Origin of the sequence: Pseudomonas sp. EA_5y_Pfl2_R50 (assembly GCF_963970475.1) — a bacterium.
Taxonomy (GTDB): domain Bacteria; phylum Pseudomonadota; class Gammaproteobacteria; order Pseudomonadales; family Pseudomonadaceae; genus Aquipseudomonas.
In genome coordinates, this window is the sequence record NZ_CAXAPT010000004.1 from 270,929 (window position 1) to 290,566 (window position 19,638).

Consider the following 19,638-nt stretch of genomic DNA (forward strand, 5'->3'; position numbering starts at 1 on the left):
TGGGGCAGTTGCCGGCAATCAGATGCTTTTGCATATGAGAATATTTATCATTAAACTCGCTCGCCAATCAGTTCGGCTTCTCGGCCGGACGTTTTTCGTTTCAGGGTCGAAACATGAAAGGCAAACTCGCCACACTTCCCATGTCCTACCGTCTGGCTGTCACCTCGCGAGTATTGGCAGCGGTGTTCGGCGGCTATCTGGTGGCTGCGCTGGCCAGCGTCACCCTGACGTTGTGGTTGCCGCTGAGCCGCGCCGAAGCCGTGGTAACCGGCATGACCATTTCCTTTCTGGTCTATCTGGTCGCCGTGCTGTGGTGCTTCGCTTGCCGCTCGGCCTGGTCGGCGTGGGTCGGTCTGCTGGTGCCGAGCGTGATCCTGGCAACCATTTCCGGCGCAGCACGTGGATTGGGCTTGGTATGAAAGAAGGTTTCCGCCAGGCGATGGCCTGGCTGCACACGTGGACCGGGTTAGTGTTCGGCTGGCTGCTGTTCGCGATTTTTCTGACCGGGACGCTGGCGTACTTCAAAGATGAAATCAGCCACTGGATGCAACCGGAAATCCCTGCGCGCTCGGTAAGTGCCGAGAAAAGCCTGACGCTGGCCCAGGATTATCTGCAGCAACACGCCGCTGGCGCCTCACGCTGGCTGATCGATTTGCCCGATGCCCGTGATCCCGGCCTGACCGTGCGCTGGCAGCCAGCGCCAGCCAATCCGGGCGAGCGTGGACGATTCGAATCGAAAACCCTCGACGCACAAACCGGCGCCGAAGTGCAGGGCCGTGAAAGCATGGGCGGCGAGTTCTTCTACCGCTTTCACTTTCAATTGCAGATGCCTTACCCGTGGGGCCGCTGGCTGGCGACCATCGCCGCGATGGTGATGTTCGTCGCGCTGATCACCGGAATCATCACCCACAAGAAAATCTTCAAGGACTTCTTCACCTTCCGCCCGCGCAAGGGCCAGCGCTCCTGGCTCGACGGACATAACGCGGTTGGCGTGCTGGTGCTGCCGTTTCACTTGATGATCACTTACAGCAGCCTGGTGATTTTCATGTCGATGGTCATGCCGGCGAGCATCGTCGCGTCTTACGGCAGCGACGTGCGCACGTTTTACGACGAAGTATTTCCCGCCGCGAAGCCCCCCGAGCGGGCTAACGTGAGCGCAACGCTGGCCCCCATGGCGCCGCTTTTGGCCAAGGCCCGCGAGCAATGGTCGGGTGGCGGCACCGCACGCCTGTCCGTGAACAATCCGGGCGACGCCAATGCCAGCGTGGTGCTGTCACGTGCCGGTGATCGCGTGGTGCATGATTTCGGCAGCGCCGTGACCTTCAACGGCGTCACCGGCGAACGGCTCGGCAGCACACCGGATCAACCCGTGGCGATGGCTGTCGGCGGCGCGTTCTATGGTCTGCACATGGGCCACTTCGCCGGCCCGGTGTTGCGCTGGCTGTATTTCATCTGCGGTCTGGCCGGCACGGCGATGATCGGCACCGGGCTGGTGATCTGGCTGGGCAAGCGTCAACTCAAACACGCCAGGAACGCTGTGATGCCGTTCGAGTTGCGTCTGGTGGAAGTGCTGAACATCGCCAGCATGGCCGGGCTGGTGTCTGCGGTGGCGGTGTTCTTTCTGGCCAATCGTCTGTTGCCGGTGAGCCTCGCCGGACGTGCGGATTGGGAAGTGAATGCGTTCTTTATCGCCTGGGGTTTGAGCGTGGTGCATGCACTGTTGCGTCCGGGGCGCAGAGCCTGGGTCGAACAGCTTTTGTCGGGTGCGGCGCTGTTTGTCGCCGTGCCGCTGATCAATGCGCTGACCACGCCGTGGAACCTCGGTGTGACCTTGCTGCAGGGCGATTGGACACTGGCCGGATTTGACCTGACGAGCCTCGCCACAGGTCTCTTCCTCGCCTGGGCTGCGAGGAAAATGCAGCGTGCCGGCAACACCGTCAGCGCCAAAAAGCCCCAGCGCGAAAAGCCCCGACCGATCACGCTTGAGCAGGGGGCGAACTGATGCTTTTGCCTTTGTTGCTCACCTATGCCGGATTCACCGGGTTGTGCCTGTCGATGCCACGGCACCACGATGATCTGCTCGGCCAGAAGCCTTCCGAGCGACGTCGTCAGGGCCTGAAAATCGGCGGATGGCTGTTGCTGGGCCTGTCGCTCGGGGCAGCGGTGAAGGCCAGTGGCTGGAGCTTCGGTCTGGTCGACTGGTTCGCCGTGCTGATGCTCAGCGCCTTGGCATTGGTGCTGTTGCTGCCGTATCGCCCGCGTCTGGCCTTGGCGCTGGCCGGATTGAGCCTGTTGGCCAGCCCGGTCGCGGCATGGGCGCAGTGCTGAGGTGCTGATCGGTCTGCCGCCGGAATCCCGCGACGACGAGCCGCGCGGGGCGCGTGCGCATTTTCTTCAGGTATTTCTGTCCCAGCGTTCGCAAATGGAAGCGCTGGTGAACCGCCGTGTCGGTTGCCGGGCGACGGCGGCGGATCTGGTGCAGGATCTGTTTCTGCGTTTCTGGCGCCGGCCTCTGGTGCAGGTTGAAGAACTCAGCACCTATCTGTTGCGCTGCGCCGGCAACATCGCCATTGATCATTTGCGCAGTGAAGGCACGCGCATCCGCGTCAACGAAGGCTGGCAACCGGACGAACCGGACAGCCACGGCAGCGAGCCGCAAGCAGCACTTGAGGCCGGCAACGACCTGCGGCATGTCGAGGCGGCGTTGCGTGCGTTGCCTGAACGCACCCGGCAGATCTTTCTGCTCAACCGCATCCACGGCCGCAAGTACGCGGACATCGCCAAGGCGATGGGCCTGTCCCAAAGTGCCGTGGAAAAACATATGATGCGCGCCCTCGAGGCCTGTAAGGCCAGCCTGCGCGAACCCGCGCCACGCCTGCCAGGGAAAGCACCGTGAAGCCTTCCGATTGCATCATCCCGACACCCGCTCAGGAACAGGCCGCGCTGGCCTGGCTGAGCCTGTTGCATGATCGACCGAGTGCCGGCGATCAACTGACCTTCAGCCAATGGTTGCGTGCCGATCCTGCCCATGCCGAGGCTTACGCGCAGGCGCAGGTGCTCTGGGAGTTGAGCGAAGGCCCGGCGCGCACCCTGGCCGATGAAGAGGCCCTGGCGTTGCAGGGCTATCTCGATGCGATGGATCGTCCGCGTCGTCCAGCGCTGTTGCGTTGGTCCGGGGCGCTGGCGATGGCGGCGTGTCTGCTGCTGATGGTCAGCCTCGGCACCGGATGGCAGCCGCAGCGTTGGGTCGATGATCTGGGCGCTGATTACGTCTCGGCGCCCGGTGAGATACGCACGGTGACACTGGCCGATCAATCGCAAGTCACGCTTGATGCCGACAGTGCTATTGCCGTGGATTTCAGTCGTGGCGAGCGGCATGTGCAGTTGCGTCGAGGTGCTGGTTTCTTCAGCGTCAGCCATACCGGCGAGCCTTTTGTGGTCGCGGCAGAACAGGGTGAAGCGCGGGTGCTTGGCACGCAATTCGAAGTGCGCCTGCAACCTCACGGTGCGCAGGTGACAGTGCTGTCGGGGCGCGTTGGAGTGCAGGCTGATCGGCAAGGCCAACAGCAGATTCTCACGGCGGGGCAGCAAGTGGCTTACGGTCAGGGATCGGCAGAAAAACTCCATGCCGTGGACAGTGACGGCCAATTGGCCTGGCGCCAGGGCTGGCTGACCTACTACAAGTCGACGCTGGCGGACGTGGTGGAGGATCTGCGCCGCTATTACCCGGGGCGGATTGTGGTGCTCAATGACGAGCTCTCGGCGCGCAAGGTCAGTGGCAGTTTTCCGAGCAACGATCCGCAGGCTGTTTTGAATTCTCTTCAAGGGGTGTTGGGGTTTGAGCAGCATCAGGTGTTGGGGCATCTGATTATTTTGCGTTGAGGTTTCTGGCCTCTTCGCGAGCAAGCCTGCTCCCACAGACTGGAATGCATACCCCGTGGGAGCGAGTTTGCTCGCGAAGGCGTCCGCCCAGACAACAGCCTTCCAGAAAATATTTTCAGATTAGGGGTGAGGTAAACCCAAGCCCCATCCGTGTAGTGACTGAAACTGCGAGCCATTCGCATCCGTAGCGGTTCTACACAGGTCATTGAGCAATGAAGTCCAGGGCAAAATCCGGTTCGGTCAAACAGTGGTTAAGTGTTTCGGCATTGAGTTTTTCGGCGCTGGCACTGTTGCCGCTGAGCGTGGCACTGGCCGCTGAACCGGTCAGCAGTGCGGCGCAAAAGCAGTTCAATTTCGCCTTGGCGGCCAAACCGCTGCCGCAGGCCCTGAATGACTTCAGCCGGGTGACCGGGCAAAGCGTGGTCTACACCGATGAGGCGCCTTACGGCCTCACCGCACCGGCCGTCAACGGCCAGATGAGTGCTGAGCAGGCGCTGGGGCGTCTGCTCAGCGGTTCCGGCCTGAACTTCCGCCGCACTGACAGCCACACCCTGGCACTGGAACCACAACCCACCGCCGGCGCGCTGAATCTCGGCGCCACCACCATCACGTCGATGCGCGACGAATCGATGAGTTATCAGCCGCCGGAAACCAGCTCGGTGATGCGTTCTTCGGCGTCGTTGCAGGAAGTGCCGCAGACCGTCAACGTTATCCCGGCCCAGGTCATCCGCGATCAGGCGCCGCGCAATCTCGATGATGCGCTGGCCAACGTCAGCGGCATCACGCAGGGCAATACGCTGGGCAGCACTCAGGACTCGGTGATGACCCGCGGCTTCGGCGACAACCGTAACGGCTCGATCATGCGCGACGGCATGCCCATCGTGCAGGGGCGTGGCATGAACGCCACGGTCGACCGCGTCGAAGTGCTCAAGGGCCCGGCGTCGCTGCTGTACGGCATTCAAGACCCCGGCGGCGTGGTCAACCTGGTCAGCAAGCAGCCCGAACTCACGCCATACAACGCGCTGACCCTGCGCGGTTCGACCTACGGCGACGGCAAGAATGGCAGCGGCGGCACCTTCGACAGCACCGGCGCGCTGGGGGATTCCGGGCTGGCTTATCGCATGGTGCTCGATCACGAAGACGAAGATTACTGGCGCAATTTCGGCACCCACCGCGAGACGCTGATCGCCCCGTCACTGGCCTGGTATGGCGAGCGCACCAAGCTGTTGTTCGCCTACGAGCACCGGGAATTTCTCACCCCGTTCGACCGTGGCACGTTGATCGATCCGCGCACCAATCACCCCTTGGACATCTCGCGCAACGAGCGTCTTGATGAGCCGTTCAACGATATGGAAGGCCGTTCGGATCTGTACCATTTCCAAGCCGATCACGAACTCAACGACGACTGGAAGGCGCACTTCGGTTATAGCTGGAACCGTGAAACCTACGACGCCAGCCAGGTCCGCGTGACCGCCATCGACACCAAAAAAGGCACGCTCACCCGCAGCATGGACGGCACGCAAAACGCGATCAGCACCGACCGCTTCACCACCGCCAGCCTTGAAGGCAAGGTCAACGTGTTGGGCATGCAGCATGACCTGGTGTTTGGCGTCGATGACGAGTACCGCAAGATCTACCGCGCTGACCTGATCCGGCAGAAAAGCCTGAGCACTTTCAGCTACGTCAATCCGGTGTATGGCCGTGAAGTCGAAGGCACCACCGTCAGCGCGGCCGACAGCGCACAGACCGATGAACTGCGCAGCGATTCGGTGTTCATGCAGGACTCGATTCATCTCACTGACCAATGGATTCTGGTCGCCGGTGGGCGCTTTCAGGAATACGACCAGTACGCCGGCAAAGGCGTGCCGTTCAAGGCCAACACCGACAGCAACGGCCAGAAATGGGTACCGCGTGCCGGACTGGTGTATCGCTACACCGACGCCTTGTCGTTCTACGGCAGCTACACCGAGTCGTTCAAGCCCAACTCGACCATCGCCCCGCTGAGTGGCAGCAGCACCGTGCTCGACGGCAGCATTGCGCCGGAAGAAGCCAAGTCGTGGGAGTTGGGCGCGCGCCTCGACATGCCGGGGCAAATCACCGGCAACATCGCGCTGTTCGACATCAGGAAACGCAACGTGCTGGTGGCCAATTCCGAAGGCCCGACGACGATCTACAGCGCCGCCGGTGAGGTGCGTTCGCGCGGTCTGGAAATGGACCTGACCGGTCAACTGACGGACCGCTGGAGCCTGATCGGCAGCTACGCCTACACCGACGCCGAGGTGACTGAAGACCCGGACTACAAAGGCAAGCGTTTGCAAAACGTCGCGAAGAACTCCGGTTCATTGTCGGCGGTGTATGACTTCGGCAGCGTGATCGGCGGCGATCAACTGCGCGTCGGTGCCGGTGCGCGCTATGTCGGTGAGCGGGCGGGTAACGCGGTGAATGATTTCGACCTGCCGAGCTACACCGTGGCTGATGCGTTTGCCACGTATGACACCAGAGTCGAAGGGCAGAAGGTCAAGTTTCAGCTCAATGTGAAAAACCTGTTTGATCGCACGTACTACACCTCGGCGGCGAGCCGGTTCTTTGTGTCGATGGGGGATGCGCGGCAGGTTTCGTTGTCCAGCACCCTGGAGTTTTGAGGCAAGATCAAAAGCCCCTCACCCTAACCCTCTCCCGGGGGGAGAGGGGACTGACCGTGGGATATTCGAGAGATACACCGACCTGAAAGTAATGCTTGGAATCCATAGTCGATTCAATTTTTCAGGTCGACGTACAGCGCCAGACACCTCGGTCGGCTCCCTCTCCCTCTGGGAGAGGGCTGGGGTGAGGGGAAAAAGTTCACCGCAAAAACGCCTGCCGATACTCCCCCGGCGTCCCGCCCAGAACCTGCTTGAACCGATTGGTGAAATGACTGGCACTGGCAAACCCGCACGCCAGCGCAATCTCGCCCAGTGGCAACGCCGTACCGCGCAACAACTCACGCGCCCGGTTCAAGCGGCGCGCCAGTACGTATTGATGCGGCGGCAGGCCGAAACTGGTGCGAAACATCCGCGCGAAGTGGTACTCCGAGAGTGCGCACAATCCGGCCAGTTGCCCCAGACTGATCGGCTCGGCCAACTGACTGTCGACGAACTCCACCAATTGCCGGCGCTGGTGTGGCGCCAATCCGCCCTTCAAACGCAAACCCTGACGCGCGCCCACCTGACTGAGCAGGGTGTGGCTGATCAGTTCATGGGCAAGGCTGCTGGTCAGCAAACGTTCGGCGGGCTCGTCCCAGTTCAGTGTCAGCAGTTGCCGGAAGCGTTGTGCCTGTTGCGGGTCTTCGAGAAAGGTCTGCTCGCGCAGCTGCATCTCGCGGGGTTCGCGATCCAGCAGCGTCACGCAACCGAGGGCGAATTGTTCGGCGCTGAAATACAGGTGCGCCAGACGGATATCGCCGTTGATCACCCAGCCCGATTCATGATCGGCCGGCAGGATGCACAGTTTGTCCGGCCCGCCTTTTTGCCCGGGTTGATCGCGACGAAACGTGCCCGTGCCGCCGGCGATGTAGCAGGACAGCGTGTGGTGGGTTGGCGCGTCGTAATCCTGCGCATCGTGGTGATTGGTCCACAACGCGGCAGACAAGCCGTCGCCGAGCTCGGCGCTGTGCACCAGACGTGCGTTCGGCGAGCTGTTTAACGCTTGAAAGACTTGCAGGGTATTGATGGCGGCCATGGTCGGTTCTCTTCAACGCCTTGCATCCTACTCCGTAGACACGACGCTGCCAGCCTGCCGCCAGACAAAAGCGCAAGAATCTGCAAGCGCACGAGCCAGTCCCAGGCAGACACTCAAGGCCTATCGAGGAGTGTGTGCCATGAACCTGTCGTTGTATCTGCTGACCGTGCTGATCTGGGGCACCACCTGGATTGCCCTGAAATGGCAACTGGGCGTGGTGGCAATTGCGGTGTCGATTGTCTATCGCTTCGGTCTCGCCGCGCTGGTGCTATTTGCGTTGCTGCTGCTCAGCCGTCGCCTGCAACCGATGAATCGCCGTGGGCATTTGATCTGCGTGGCACAGGGGTTGTGCCTGTTTTGCATCAACTTCATGTGCTTCCTGACCGCCAGCCAGTGGATTCCCAGCGGTCTGGTTGCGGTGGTGTTTTCCACGGCGACGCTGTGGAACGCGCTGAATGCGCGAGTGTTCTTCGGTCAACGCATCGCCCGCAACGTTCTGATGGGCGGGGCGCTGGGGCTGTTCGGGCTGGGCATGTTGTTCTGGCCGGAGCTGATCGGGCATCAGGCCAGTCCACAGACCTTGCTGGGGCTTGGCCTCGCGTTGTGCGGCACCTTGTGTTTCTCGGCGGGCAACATGTTGTCGAGCCTGCAACAGAAAGCCGGGCTCAAGCCGCTGACCACCAACGCCTGGGGCATGGCTTACGGCGCGGCGATGTTGTCGGTGTGGTGTCTGGTCAAGGGCATTCCCTTCGACATGGACTGGAGTCCGCGTTACGTCGGCGCTCTGCTGTATCTGGTGATTCCGGGTTCGGTCATCGGCTTCACCGCCTACCTGACACTGGTCGGGCGCATGGGGCCGGAGCGCGCGGCGTATTGCACCGTATTGTTTCCGGTTGTCGCGCTGAACGTTTCAGCGTTCGCCGAAGGCTATCAATGGACAGCACCGGCGCTGGTCGGGCTGGTATTGGTGATGCTGGGTAACGTGCTGGTGTTTCGTAAGTCGAAAACGCGAGTGGCGCCCGTGCAGGGGAAGTTGGCTTGAAATAAGTGAGCGCTGAAGTTCAGCGCTCTACTTTCAAGGTGATGTAGATCATCACCGGAAATATGAAATCAACAATATGTCGTGCCCAGTCCTTGGCATTCCATGCTTGCGATGTGTCCATGTCAAACCATTCGACACCCACGGTTTGCAGACAAACGTAATAAATGAATATGGCCACCAGTATGCCCATGATCGAGAACTTCTTGGCTTCATGGAATACTTCTGCAGAGGCGTTGATGTTGCGATACAACTGGTAGGTGCCGATCAGACACAGCAGCGTATACGTGACTTCCAGCGTGATAATGAACCAGTAGATTCGATGGTGGATCATGGGTGAATCAATCGCCCGATACATAATGTTTTCACTGGCGATAGTGGTGTCCATGCTCAATATATGGGCGACATAAGTGTAGTTTGATTCATAGTCCGTGAAGTTGTGAATCATCACCAGCAGGCCAAAGAAACTAATGTAAGCCATTAATATGACTTTGCTGTAGCGGATGAGTTTGTCGGTGGTCAGGCTGTTCACAGGTTTGCTCTCCAAAGCGGTTTATTATTAATTTGATATTTGGAGAAGCTTATAGAATCGGCTTTTGACTATGTCTGAAGTTCGATTTCAAATTGTGTGATTAAAGATTGACGGGCCAGTGCGACGGCGCACTGGCCCGTTATCTTATTTGCGCCAGACCTGTGGGTTGACCAGGTCCTGCGGACGCTCGCCCAGCAGTGCACTGCGCAGATTGGCGAGTGCGCGGTTGGCCATCGCTTCACGGGTTTCATGGGTGGCCGAGCCGATGTGCGGCAAGGTTACGGTGTTTTTCAGCTGGAACAGTGGCGACTCGGCCAGCGGTTCTTTTTCGTAAACGTCCAGACCGGCGCCGCGAATGCGGTTGTTTTGCAGGGCTTCAATCAACGCGGGCTCGTCGACCACCGGGCCACGGGAGATGTTGACGAGGATGGCGCCGGGTTTCATCAGGGCCAATTCACGGTGGCTGATCAGGTGTCGGGTCTTGTCGCTGAGGGGCACCACCAGGCAGACGAAGTCGGCTTCGGCCAGCAGTTCATCAAGGCTGCGAAATTGTGCGCCGAGTTCCTGTTCCAGTCCGGTCTTGCGGCTGTTGCCGCTGTAGAGAATCGGCATGTTGAAACCCAGGCGGCCACGGCGGGCAACGGCGGCGCCTATGTTGCCCATGCCGACGATGCCGAGGGTTTTGCCGTGCACGTCACAGCCGAACAGCGGGGCGCCGACGCTGGCTTGCCATTGACCGGCCTTGGTCCAGGCGTCGAGTTCGGCGACGCGGCGGGCGCTGCTCATGATCAGGGCGAAGGCGAGGTCGGCGGTGCTTTCGGTGAGCACGTCCGGGGTGTTGGTGAGCATGATTCCGCGCTCGTTGAAGTAGTCGAGGTCGTAGTTGTCGTAGCCGACGGAGACGCTCGAGACCACTTCGAGTTTGCTGGCGGTTTGCAGTTGCGCGCGGCCGAGTTTGCGACCGACGCCGATGAGACCGTGGGCGTGGGGCAGGGCTTCGTTGAACTGGGCGTTGATGTCGCCGGCCTTTGGGTTGGGGACGATGACGTCGAATGCTTGCTGGAGGCTTTCGATCATGGGCGGGGTGATGCGGCTGAAGGCCAGGACAGTCTTTTTCATCGTTTTTGGCTCTTGTTCGGGCTTGATACCTAGCAAGCTAACATTTTTGTTTTGGGGTGTCTTGGCGGCCTTTGGACCGACCAGGCTTTGGGTGGTTTTGGGGGTATATCCGTTTTTTGGGTGATGGCGGCTTAGGGTTCCGCCCTTACGGCGGGTCACTTTTTCCAGACGCCGAAAAAGTAACCAAAAACGCTTGCTCCTGCGTGCGGCCCGCTCGCTGGGGCTCGGGGTTCCTTCGCTCCGGGATCGATCCGGGCGCAGTGCCTACGGTTTGCTTCGCTGCACCTCCTCTCGCTGTGTTTGGCTGCGCCAAACGGTCGCTGCGCTCCCACGCCCGGATCAATCCCTACGCTCAGCCTTCCGATGTCGCCCGTGGATCAAGATCAAGAGCAGGCGAGCTGACACTCGGCCTATTGAGTGGTGAGAGGCGACGCGATACGGGTATCAAATGGTTGAACTCAATCCCTGTGAGAGCTGGCTTGCCAGCGATAGCGGCCTGACAGCCGACCAAGGTCTGGCAGGCAGCACGCGATCCCAATGTAGGAGTGAGCCTGCTCGCGATGGCGGCCTGACAGCCGACCAATGTCTGGCAGGCTGCACACAATCCAAACTGTGGGAGCGAGCCTGCTCGCGAAAGCGGTGTGTCAGGCGCCATCAATGCTGAATGCGCTGACGCCTTCGCGAGCAGGCTCGCTCCCACAGGGGGTTAGCTGTGTGTTGAGGGTTGAGTGATTTCTACGTTATCCAGCACCCGATTCACCGCCAGTTCGGCGAGCATGATGATTTGCTGAATCGCCAGAACCGTCCGCCGTTGCGGCAGGTCGATGTAGGCGGCGATGTCGCTGGTCATGAGGCTGGCCTGGGCCAGGGATTCGCAGGCGTGGACCAGCAGGCTTTCGCTGTCCTGTTCCGGGGCGACCTGGAACATGGTGCTGGGTTTGTGGAAGCGCAGGGTGAGGGCGTTGGGTTTGAGGTAGTGGTCGAGGGCGCGGTCGGCGGCTTCGTGGAATTTCTTCGAGCCGGGGAATTCGTAGGGGGTGGTGTCGTCGGGTTCAGGTGGATTAGGCGTTGGTTTGAACATGGTGAATCTCCATTCGGGATGTGGAGTTCGCCAAGCACTGCGACCAAGCAGAAGGGTGGCGAACTGTACGCGGGTTGGTCGACCAGGGAATGGAAACCCGGCAGGGCCAAAGCCCTCCCACGCACAGTTCGCCATTAAGCAAGCTGAAAAAGTGCGCCATTCTAAACCCGGACGACCAAGTCCGGTCGCTGATGCGTCAGCGACACCCAAATCCTAGCCACCGCCCTTCCGACGGACAACCGTCAAAACCTGTCGGAAAGATCCGCGAAATCCACGTTCTGTAGGAGCTGCCGTAGGCTGCGATTAAACATCAAGATCAAAAGATCGCAGCCTGCGGCAGCTCCTACAGAAGATGCATCGTGTTTAAAAATCAGTTGGCGACGCGCGCGCCGGCGAGGCTGCCACTTAACTCATAGGCGGCCAATTCGGCTTGATGCGCCGCAAGAATCTCTGGCAACGATCCACGCAAGTACTCAACCCACGTCTTGATCTTCGCATCCAGATATTGCCGCGACGGGTAGATCGCATACAGGTTCAGCTCTTGCGAGCGGTAGTTCGGCATCACCCGCACCAATGTGCCGTTGCGCAAACCCTCAATCGCCGCATACACCGGCAACACGCCCACGCCCATGCCGCTGGTGATCGCGGTTTTCATCGCGTCGGCGGAGTTGACCAGAAACGGTGAGCTGTTGATGGTGACCACTTCCTGGCCTTCCGGGCCGTCGAAGGCCCATTTCTCCAGCGGGATCACGGGGCTGACCAGACGCAGGCAGGCGTGGTTGAGCAGGTCGCTGGGTTTTTGCGCGGCGCCGTTGGCTTTCACATAAGCCGGCGAGGCGCAGACGATGCTGTAGGTGATGCCCAGGCGTTGCGAGACGAAGCCCGAGTCCGGCAGTTCACTGGCGAGGACGATGGACACGTCGTAGCCCTCGTCGAGCAGGTCCGGTACGCGGTTGGCCAGGGTCAGGTCGAAGGTCACGTCCGGGTGGGTCTTGCGGTAGCGGGCGATGGCGTCGATAACGAAGTGCTGACCGATGCCGGTCATGGTGTGCACTTTCAGTTGTCCGGCCGGGCGCGCGTGGGCGTCGCTGGCTTCGGCTTCGGCTTCTTCGACGTAGGCGAGGATCTGCTCGCAGCGCAGCAGGTAGCGTTTGCCCGCCTCGGTGAGGGCGATGCGTCGCGTGGTGCGGTTGAGCAAACGGGTTTGCAGGTGGGCCTCCAGGTTGGAGACCGCGCGCGAGACGTTGGCGGTGGTGGTGTCGAGTTGCACGGCGGCGGCGGTGAAGCTGCCAGCTTCGGCGACACAACTGAAGGCGCGCATGTTTTGCAAAGTGTCCATGGGGTGCTCTCAAGGGAGATGGCAAATTGTGACACGAAGTTTCAGGGGCTGAGACCCCCGACCAAGGGATTATCTCGTTAACCGTAACAAAGATTCACAGAATTCCCAGCTTATCGCCGTTGAGGGCGGCCCATAGAATTGCGCCGTTGTGGGAGCGGGCTTGCTCGCGAAAGCGATTTTACCTTCAACGTGTCTGTCGACTGACAGGACGCTTTCGCGAGCAAGCCCGCTGCCGCAGGGTCTCGGTTCTTCCCCCTCTCTCAGGAATTCGCAGCTGTGCCGCGTCGCATCAACAGAGCGCTTTTGCCGCTCAGTGTTCTGGCTTTTACTCTGGGTCTTGGCGGCTGCATCTCAACGGACGGAATTACCCCGCAGGGCAAGGCGTTGGAGGCCAATTCACTGGCCACCGATGACGCCATTGCCGACGCTGCCCGTGACGCCAACTGGCCCACCGCACAATGGTGGCAAGCCTATGGCGACCCGCAACTCAATCGCTGGATCGACCTCGCCGTGCAAGGCAGCCCGAGCATGGCCATGGCGGCTGCGCGGGTGCGGCAGGCCAAAGCCCTGGCCGGTGTTGCCGAGGCGGCGGAGTCGCTGCAGATCAAGGGTGAGTCGACCCTCAAGCGCCACAACTGGCCGACCGATCAGTTCTACGGCCCGGGCGATCTGTCCAACAGCACCACTTGGGACAACAACGCCGCGCTCGGTTTCAGCTATGCCCTCGACCTCTGGGGCCGCGAAAGCAATAGCAGCGAACGGGCGGTGGATCTGGCGCACATGAGTGCAGCCGAAGCGCGATTGGCGCAGCTGGAATTGCAGAACAACATCGTTCGTGCCTACATCGAATTGTCGCTGTACTACGCCCAGCGCGACATCGTCGCGGCGACGCTCAGGCAGCAACAGCAGATTCTCGATCTGGCGCAGAAGCGTTTGAACGGTGGGATCGGCACGCACTTCGAAGTTAGCCAGGCCGAGACGCCGCTGCCGGAAACCCATCGCCAGCTCGATGCACTGGACGAAGAAATCGCCCTCAGTCGCAATCAACTGGCGGCGCTCGCCGGTAAAGGGCCGGGCGAGGGCGCGCGGTTGCAGCGTCCGACGTTGTCCCTCGGTGCGCCGTTGAAACTGCCGTCGGCGTTGCCTGCCGAACTGCTCGGTCAGCGTCCGGATGTGGTCGCCAGTCGCTGGCAAGTTGCCGCACAGGCGCGCGGGATTGATGTCGCGCATGCCGGGTTCTATCCCAACGTCGATCTGGTCGGCAGCCTCGGCTACATGGCTACCGGTGGTGGTGCACTGGAGTTTTTGACCGGCAGGAAACTCAACTACAACGTCGGCCCGGCGATCTCGCTGCCGATCTTCGACGGTGGTCGCTTACGTTCGGAACTGGGTGAAGCCTCCGCCGGTTATGACATCGCCGTGGCGCATTACAACCAGACGCTGGTCAATGCGCTGAAGAACATCTCGGATCAGTTGATCCGCCGCGAGTCGATGGACAAGCAGCAGGGCTTCGCCGCCGAGTCGGTGGCCACGGCGCAGAGGACCTACGACATCGCGATGATCGCCTATCAACGCGGCCTCACCGATTACCTCAACGTGCTCAATGCGCAGACGTTGCTGTTCAAGCAACAGCAAGTGCAGCAGCAGGTGCAGGCGGCGCGCCTGAGTGCGCACGCCGAGCTGGTGACTGCGCTGGGCGGGGGCCTCGGTGCCGGCAACGACGTGCCGACGGCCGAGAAAACCCAAGCGCCGAAAACCCCGGCACTCCTGCGTTGAACACACAACCCAATGTGGGAGCGAGCCTGCTCGCGAAAACGGTTGATCAGTCGACATCAACGTTGAATATGAAAACGCCTTCGCGAGCAGGCTCGCTCCCACAGGTTCTGCGACCAGACCGAATCTCATTGAGCACCTCTGAATGACTCCCTTGCCCGCACCGTTGCGCTGGCTCTACTCCCTGGAATGGCGCCGGGGTTTTTTCGACTGGGCGCGCAGCGATGGCGTGACCTGGGTCTACATCTTCAAGGTGCTGCTCGCCGCGTTCCTCACGCTGTGGCTGGCCATGCGTCTGGAACTGCCGCAACCGCGCACGGCGATGATCACCGTGTTCATCGTTATGCAGCCGCAGAGCGGCCAGGTGTTCGCCAAGAGTTTCTATCGTTTCCTCGGCACGTTGGCCGGCTCGGCGATGATGGTCACGTTGATCGCGTTATTTGCGCAAAATACTGAACTGTTTCTCGGCTCGCTGGCGATCTGGGTCGGCATCTGCTCGGCCGGTGCCGCACGTTGTCGCAACTTCCGTGCTTACGGTTTCGTCCTCGCCGGCTACACCGCCGCGATGGTCGGGTTGCCGGCGCTGGCGCACCCGGACGGCGCGTTCATGGCGGCGGTGTGGCGGGTGCTGGAGATCTCGCTGGGGATTCTCTGCTCGACCCTGGTCAGCGCCGCGATCCTGCCGCAAACCGCCAGCGCCGCGATGCGCAATGCCTTGTATCAGCGCTTTGGCGTGTTCGCGCTGTTCGTCACCGATGGCCTGCGCGGGCGCAGCAAAGCCGAGTCTTTCGAAGCCAGCAACGTCCGTTTCATTGCCGAAGCGGTGGGCCTTGAAGGCTTGCGCAGCGTGACCGTGTTCGAAGACCCGCACATGCGTCGGCGCAACGGTCGATTGAGCCGTTTGAACAGCGAGTTCATGGGCATTACCACGCGCTTCAATGCCTTGCATCAGTTGCTTGAACGTTTGCGCGGCCATGGCGAAGAACACGTTGTTGCGGCGATCAAACCCGGTTTGCAGGATCTCGCCGAAGTCCTCGACGGCTTCAGCGGTCGTGCCCTCACCAGTCCTGACGCTGCACGTTTGGCGACAGCCCTGGCGAGCTACAAGGAAGGCCTGCCGGCGCGGGTGCGAGCCTTGCGCGCGATCTTCCAGGAGAGCGAACCGAGCGATGCCGAGCAACTGGATTTCCACACCGCTTACGAACTGCTCTATCGCTTCGTCGATGACCTGCACGGTTATGCACAGACTCACGCCTCACTGGCCGATCACCGCCACGAACGCGAGCGCTGGGACGAACCCTTCATCCCGCAAACCAACTGGTGGGCCGCCGCTGCGTCAGGCATACGCGCCTCGTTCATCCTCATCGTGCTGGGCAGTTATTGGGTCGCCACGGCCTGGCCAAGCGGCGCGACCATGACCCTGATCGCCGCCGCTACCGTGGGTCTGTCTGCCGCCACGCCAAACCCGAAACGCATGGCGTTTCAGATGGCGTGCGGCACGTTCCTCGGTGCCCTGATCGGCTTCGTCGAAATGTTTTTCATTTTCCCGCGGATCGACGGTTTTGCGCTGCTGTGCGTGATGCTCGCCCCGGTGATCGTGCTCGGCTCGTTCCTCACCTCGCGCCCGCAATACGCCGGTGTCGGCCTCGGTTTGCTGATCTTCTTCAGTACCGGTTCGGTGCCGGACAACCTGACGATCTACAACCCCTACACCTTCATCAACGACTACATCGCCATGGTCATGGGCATGCTGGTCTGCGCGGCGGCGGGGGCAATCATTTTGCCGCCGAACAGTCGCTGGTTGTGGAAGCGTCTGGAGCAGGATCTGCGTGCGCAAGTGGTCTACGCCATCAGCGGCAAACTCAAAGGCCTGGCCTCTGGTTTCGAAAGCCGCACCCGCGATTTGCTGCACCAGGCTTATGGCCTCGCTGCCGGCCAGCCACAGGTGCAAAAGAACCTGCTGCGCTGGATGTTCGTGGTGTTGGAAGTCGGCCACGCGATCATCGAATTGCGCAAGGAACAGGCGATTTTGCCGGTGCACCCGGCCTATGCCGAATCGCAGCCGTGGCGCCAGTCGATCCGCGTGATGGGCCGCGCGCTGATGCGCCTGTTCTTGCAGCCGAACACCAGCAATCTTGAACGCGCACTGGTCGCGGTCGATCACGCGATCAGTCGCGTTGCCGCCACCGACGAGCCGTTCGCGCCGCACTTCGATACTTCAGCGTTGCGCCGGGTGAAAAGCTACCTGCACTTCATCCGCACCTCGTTGCTCGACCCGCAATCACCGCTCGCCGTCTACGCCATTGCCAAGCCCGAAGGACTTGCCCATGCCTCGTGAAATCGCCTTCCACGGCGTGTACATGCCGACCATGACCCTGATGTTTTTCATCGCTGCGGCGCTGGCCTGGGCGGTGGACCGGTTCTTGTCGGGTTTCGATCTGTATCGCTTTTTCTGGCACCCGGCACTGCTGCGTCTGAGCCTGTTTACCTGTCTGTTCGGCGCCATGGCGCTGACTGTCTACCGTTGAGAACGTCCCGATGAAAAAGTTTTTCAGCCTGCTCGCGACCCTGCTGGTGCTGGCCCTGGCGCTGTGGATCGGCCGCACCTTGTGGGAGCACTACATGAACACGCCGTGGACCCGCGATGGCCGGGTTCGCGCCGACATCATCAATGTCGCCGCTGACGTCACCGGCGAAGTGATCGACGTGCCAGTGCGTGACAACCAATTGGTGAGGAAGGGCGATCTGCTGATGCAGATCGATCCTGAGCACTACCGCATCGCGGTCAAGCAGGCGCAGTCGCTGGTCGCTTCGCGCAAGTCGACCTGGGAGATGCGCAAGGTCAACGCCCATCGCCGCGCCGACCTCGACAACCTGGTGATCTCCAAGGAAAACCGCGACGACGCCAGCAACATCGCCGACGCTGCCCTGGCCGATTACCAGCACGCGCAGGCGCAACTGGAAGCTGCCGAACTCAACCTCAAACGCACCGAAGTGCGCGCGGCGGTCGATGGTTACGTGACCAACCTGAACGTGCATCGCGGTGACTATGCGCGCATCGGCGAGGCAAAAATGGCCGTGGTCGACATGAACTCGTTCTGGGTCTACGGCTTCTTCGAAGAGACCAAGCTGCCCCACGTGAAAGTCGGCGACAAGGCCGACATGCAACTGATGAGCGGCGAAGTCTTGAAGGGCCATGTGGAAAGCATCTCGCGCGGCATTTACGACCGCGACAACCCGCAAAGCCGCGAGCTGATTGCCGATGTGAACCCGACCTTCAACTGGGTACGGCTGGCGCAACGGGTGCCGGTGCGCATTCATATTGATGAAGTGCCGGAAGGTGTTCTGCTGGCGGCGGGGATTACCTGCACGGTGGTGGTGAATCAGGGCGCTGTGGATAACTGATCGTCGGTAGACCCAGGCTCGCCTGCGATGAGGTCGACTCGGTGTCAGAGTTGCCCGCGCAACCCGAACCGCTTCATCAATGCCGACTCCAGCAAACCTTTGGGCAGCAGTGCCGCCAATAACGGTAATGCACGGCTGCCATTACCAATACGAACCAACCGTGGCGGTTTGCTCTGCTGCACAGCCTTCAACAGCTCAGCGGCAAATTCAATGGCTGGCGTCGGTTTGTCCTGCGAAGCCTTGGCCCGAGCGCGAATACCTTCACGCAGCGCAAACCACGGCGATTGTTCATTGATCAACTGCTCGGCTTCGTGCCCGGCGTTCCTGGCGAAGCTCGACTGGATGGCACCGGGCTGCACTTCCATTACGCGGATGCCGAACGGTGCCAGTTCCATGCGCAGCGCGTCGCTGAGCGCATGCACCGCCGCTTTTGATGCGCAATAAGCGCCGGCAAATGGTGTCACCAGCACGCCGGACACACTGCCGATATTCACCACCAGACCTTTACCCCGGCGCAGCACCGGGAACAGTGCGCGAGTGACGCCGACAATCGAGAACACATTGGTCTCGAACTGGCGCTGCATGCCCGCCACGCCGCCGTCGAGCAGCGGGCCCATGGCGCCATAACCGGCGTTGTTGATCAATACATCGAGCCCGCCGTGCTGTTGGTTGATGCGCTCGGCAAGTTGTTCCAGGGCGGCGCCGTCATTGACGTCCAGTTGCACCGCAGTAAATCCGGCACTCGCCAGCGCCGCAACATCTTCAGCCTTGCGCGCACTGGCCCAGACCTGGTACCCGGCAGCCTTGAAGGCATCGGCGAGGGCGCGGCCAATGCCGCTGGAGCAACCGGTAATCAACGCAACGGGCATGACGCATTCCTTGTGCAAAAAATGGAGGGGGAGAGGATCAGTCGGAGAAACTGCCCTGCAAGCGCTCGGCGCGAAACTCGAGGGTTTGCGGGCGATAACCGGGACGCAGTGGCGGCATTGGCAAACAGTCTTCCCAGTTGCCGCCGGCCTGCAATTCGCCGGGACCGCGATAGCGTGGCGCGCTGTATTGATTGTCGGCCAGATTGACCGTATCGCCCGGCGCATACGCGGCAATGCGCCAACGCAGCTCGGTCAATGGCACGTTATTGCCGTTGTTCATTTTCAGTTGCAACGGGCGATCTGCCGGGCATTGCTCCGGCGCGTAGGTGATGCGCAATTCCAGGCGCGCCAATTGCTTGACCTCGCGGTTGTCCAGCCACACCACCCACATCGCCACCAGACCCAGACCTACAGCGGCGGCGAGAGACACCGGCAGGGCCTTGGCCGGATAGCGCAACAACAGGATCAGCCAGGTGAGAACCAGCAAGACGCCGATGAACATGTTTGAACGCTCCATGAATGCCTGCTGACCATCCTACCCAAGGCTTGCGGGAATGGACATTCGCCTGGCAAAGCATTGCACCGTTGGTCGGAACTGTAGTTTCCGACAGTAGGCGTGTTCGCCCCCTCGCTGCTGTGATGCCAGAGACAAAGGATGTCGGTGCGGTGCGAGGCAATGTCATGGGAATGTACAGCAAGACGCCAAGACTGTCGGTGGTCGACCCGCGCGGTCTGGTCTGTCGTGCGGTGGGGTAGAAACCACCAGCCGGCTCATGGGGCCGATGTCAGTGGCGTTCAACAGCCCTGTCGAGGACCCGAAAGTGCTTGCCGCCAGGCCTGTAGCGGCGGATGGCAGGCACCGGCGCACGGTGAGCTGGAAGC

At 61.0% G+C, this 19,638-nt stretch carries 18 protein-coding genes; 11 read left to right on the plus strand and 7 right to left on the minus strand.

Going from position 1 to position 19,638, the window contains the following annotated elements:
• The first annotated feature begins 113 nt into the window (after positions 1-113).
• The 6 genes from AACY19_RS09205 (at position 114) to AACY19_RS09230 (ending at position 6,524) form a co-directional block, all read left to right on the plus strand.
• A complete protein-coding gene (locus AACY19_RS09205; RefSeq protein WP_339449942.1) occupies positions 114-419 on the plus strand; it encodes a DUF3649 domain-containing protein in 306 nt (101 codons plus the stop codon).
• A complete protein-coding gene (locus tag AACY19_RS09210) occupies positions 416-2,002 on the plus strand; it encodes a PepSY-associated TM helix domain-containing protein (protein ID WP_339449943.1) in 1,587 nt (528 codons plus the stop codon). The genes AACY19_RS09205 and AACY19_RS09210 overlap by 4 nt, the downstream gene beginning before the upstream one ends.
• Positions 2,002-2,328 carry a DUF3325 domain-containing protein gene (locus AACY19_RS09215; protein WP_339449944.1) on the plus strand — a complete coding sequence of 109 codons (327 nt, stop codon included), beginning with the start codon at positions 2,002-2,004 and terminating at the stop codon, positions 2,326-2,328. Before AACY19_RS09210 ends, AACY19_RS09215 begins: the two co-directional genes overlap by 1 nt.
• A gap of 1 nt (position 2,329) precedes the next feature.
• Entirely contained in the window at positions 2,330-2,896 is a 567-nt protein-coding gene (locus AACY19_RS09220; protein ID WP_339449945.1) for an RNA polymerase sigma factor, read from the plus strand.
• The gene (locus tag AACY19_RS09225) at positions 2,893-3,882 is read left to right on the plus strand and encodes a FecR family protein (RefSeq protein ID WP_339449946.1); all 990 of its coding nucleotides are present in this window, start codon (positions 2,893-2,895) and stop codon (positions 3,880-3,882) included. The genes AACY19_RS09220 and AACY19_RS09225 overlap by 4 nt, the downstream gene beginning before the upstream one ends.
• A 212-nt stretch (positions 3,883-4,094) precedes the next feature.
• Positions 4,095-6,524 (plus strand): TonB-dependent siderophore receptor, encoded by a 2,430-nt coding sequence (locus tag AACY19_RS09230; protein WP_339449947.1) that lies wholly within the window; start codon positions 4,095-4,097, stop codon positions 6,522-6,524.
• Between the two features lie 199 nt (positions 6,525-6,723).
• On the opposite strand, the gene AACY19_RS09235 is transcribed toward AACY19_RS09230, so the two are convergent.
• Positions 6,724-7,599, minus strand: a complete 876-nt coding sequence (locus AACY19_RS09235) for an AraC family transcriptional regulator (protein ID WP_339449948.1) — start codon at positions 7,597-7,599, stop codon at positions 6,724-6,726.
• Between the two features lie 139 nt (positions 7,600-7,738).
• Here AACY19_RS09235 and AACY19_RS09240 point away from each other — a divergent pair, with 139 nt between their 5' ends.
• Positions 7,739-8,641 carry a DMT family transporter gene (locus AACY19_RS09240; protein ID WP_339449949.1) on the plus strand — a complete coding sequence of 301 codons (903 nt, stop codon included), beginning with the start codon at positions 7,739-7,741 and terminating at the stop codon, positions 8,639-8,641.
• 19 nt (positions 8,642-8,660) lie between these two features.
• Here AACY19_RS09240 and AACY19_RS09245 read toward each other — a convergent pair whose 3' ends face one another.
• The 4 genes from AACY19_RS09245 to AACY19_RS09260 form a co-directional block, all read right to left on the minus strand.
• The gene (locus tag AACY19_RS09245) at positions 8,661-9,170 is read right to left on the minus strand and encodes a DUF2165 family protein (RefSeq protein ID WP_339449950.1); all 510 of its coding nucleotides are present in this window, start codon (positions 9,168-9,170) and stop codon (positions 8,661-8,663) included.
• Between the two features lie 144 nt (positions 9,171-9,314).
• Positions 9,315-10,289, minus strand: coding sequence for a 2-hydroxyacid dehydrogenase (locus AACY19_RS09250; protein WP_339449951.1), 975 nt, complete (start codon positions 10,287-10,289; stop codon positions 9,315-9,317).
• A gap of 706 nt (positions 10,290-10,995) precedes the next feature.
• Positions 10,996-11,370 (minus strand): DUF6124 family protein, encoded by a 375-nt coding sequence (locus tag AACY19_RS09255; RefSeq protein ID WP_339449952.1) that lies wholly within the window; start codon positions 11,368-11,370, stop codon positions 10,996-10,998.
• 370 nt (positions 11,371-11,740) lie between these two features.
• Complete coding sequence (locus AACY19_RS09260) at positions 11,741-12,709, minus strand: LysR family transcriptional regulator (protein ID WP_339449953.1); 969 nt, start codon at positions 12,707-12,709, stop codon at positions 11,741-11,743.
• Between the two features lie 276 nt (positions 12,710-12,985).
• On the opposite strand from AACY19_RS09260, the gene AACY19_RS09265 reads away from it, so the two are divergent.
• The 4 genes from AACY19_RS09265 to AACY19_RS09280 all read left to right on the plus strand — a co-directional run bounded on the left by AACY19_RS09265 (position 12,986) and on the right by AACY19_RS09280 (position 17,887).
• Positions 12,986-14,485: an efflux transporter outer membrane subunit gene (locus tag AACY19_RS09265; protein ID WP_339449954.1), complete on the plus strand. Its 1,500-nt coding sequence runs from the start codon at positions 12,986-12,988 to the stop codon at positions 14,483-14,485.
• A gap of 142 nt (positions 14,486-14,627) precedes the next feature.
• Positions 14,628-16,820, plus strand: a complete 2,193-nt coding sequence (locus AACY19_RS09270; protein ID WP_339449955.1) for an FUSC family protein — start codon at positions 14,628-14,630, stop codon at positions 16,818-16,820.
• Positions 16,810-17,010, plus strand: a complete 201-nt coding sequence (locus AACY19_RS09275) for a DUF1656 domain-containing protein (RefSeq protein WP_007914106.1) — start codon at positions 16,810-16,812, stop codon at positions 17,008-17,010. Before AACY19_RS09270 ends, AACY19_RS09275 begins: the two co-directional genes overlap by 11 nt.
• A 10-nt stretch (positions 17,011-17,020) precedes the next feature.
• A complete protein-coding gene (locus AACY19_RS09280; RefSeq protein ID WP_339449956.1) occupies positions 17,021-17,887 on the plus strand; it encodes an HlyD family secretion protein in 867 nt (288 codons plus the stop codon).
• A gap of 44 nt (positions 17,888-17,931) precedes the next feature.
• On the opposite strand, the gene AACY19_RS09285 is transcribed toward AACY19_RS09280, so the two are convergent.
• Both AACY19_RS09285 and AACY19_RS09290 read right to left on the minus strand, forming a co-directional pair.
• On the minus strand, positions 17,932-18,756 hold the full coding sequence (locus tag AACY19_RS09285) for an SDR family oxidoreductase (protein WP_339449957.1): 825 nt from the start codon (positions 18,754-18,756) through the stop codon (positions 17,932-17,934).
• A 37-nt stretch (positions 18,757-18,793) separates the two neighbouring features.
• Entirely contained in the window at positions 18,794-19,258 is a 465-nt protein-coding gene (locus AACY19_RS09290) for a multidrug transporter (protein WP_339450049.1), read from the minus strand.
• Positions 19,259-19,638: the final 380 nt, after the last annotated feature.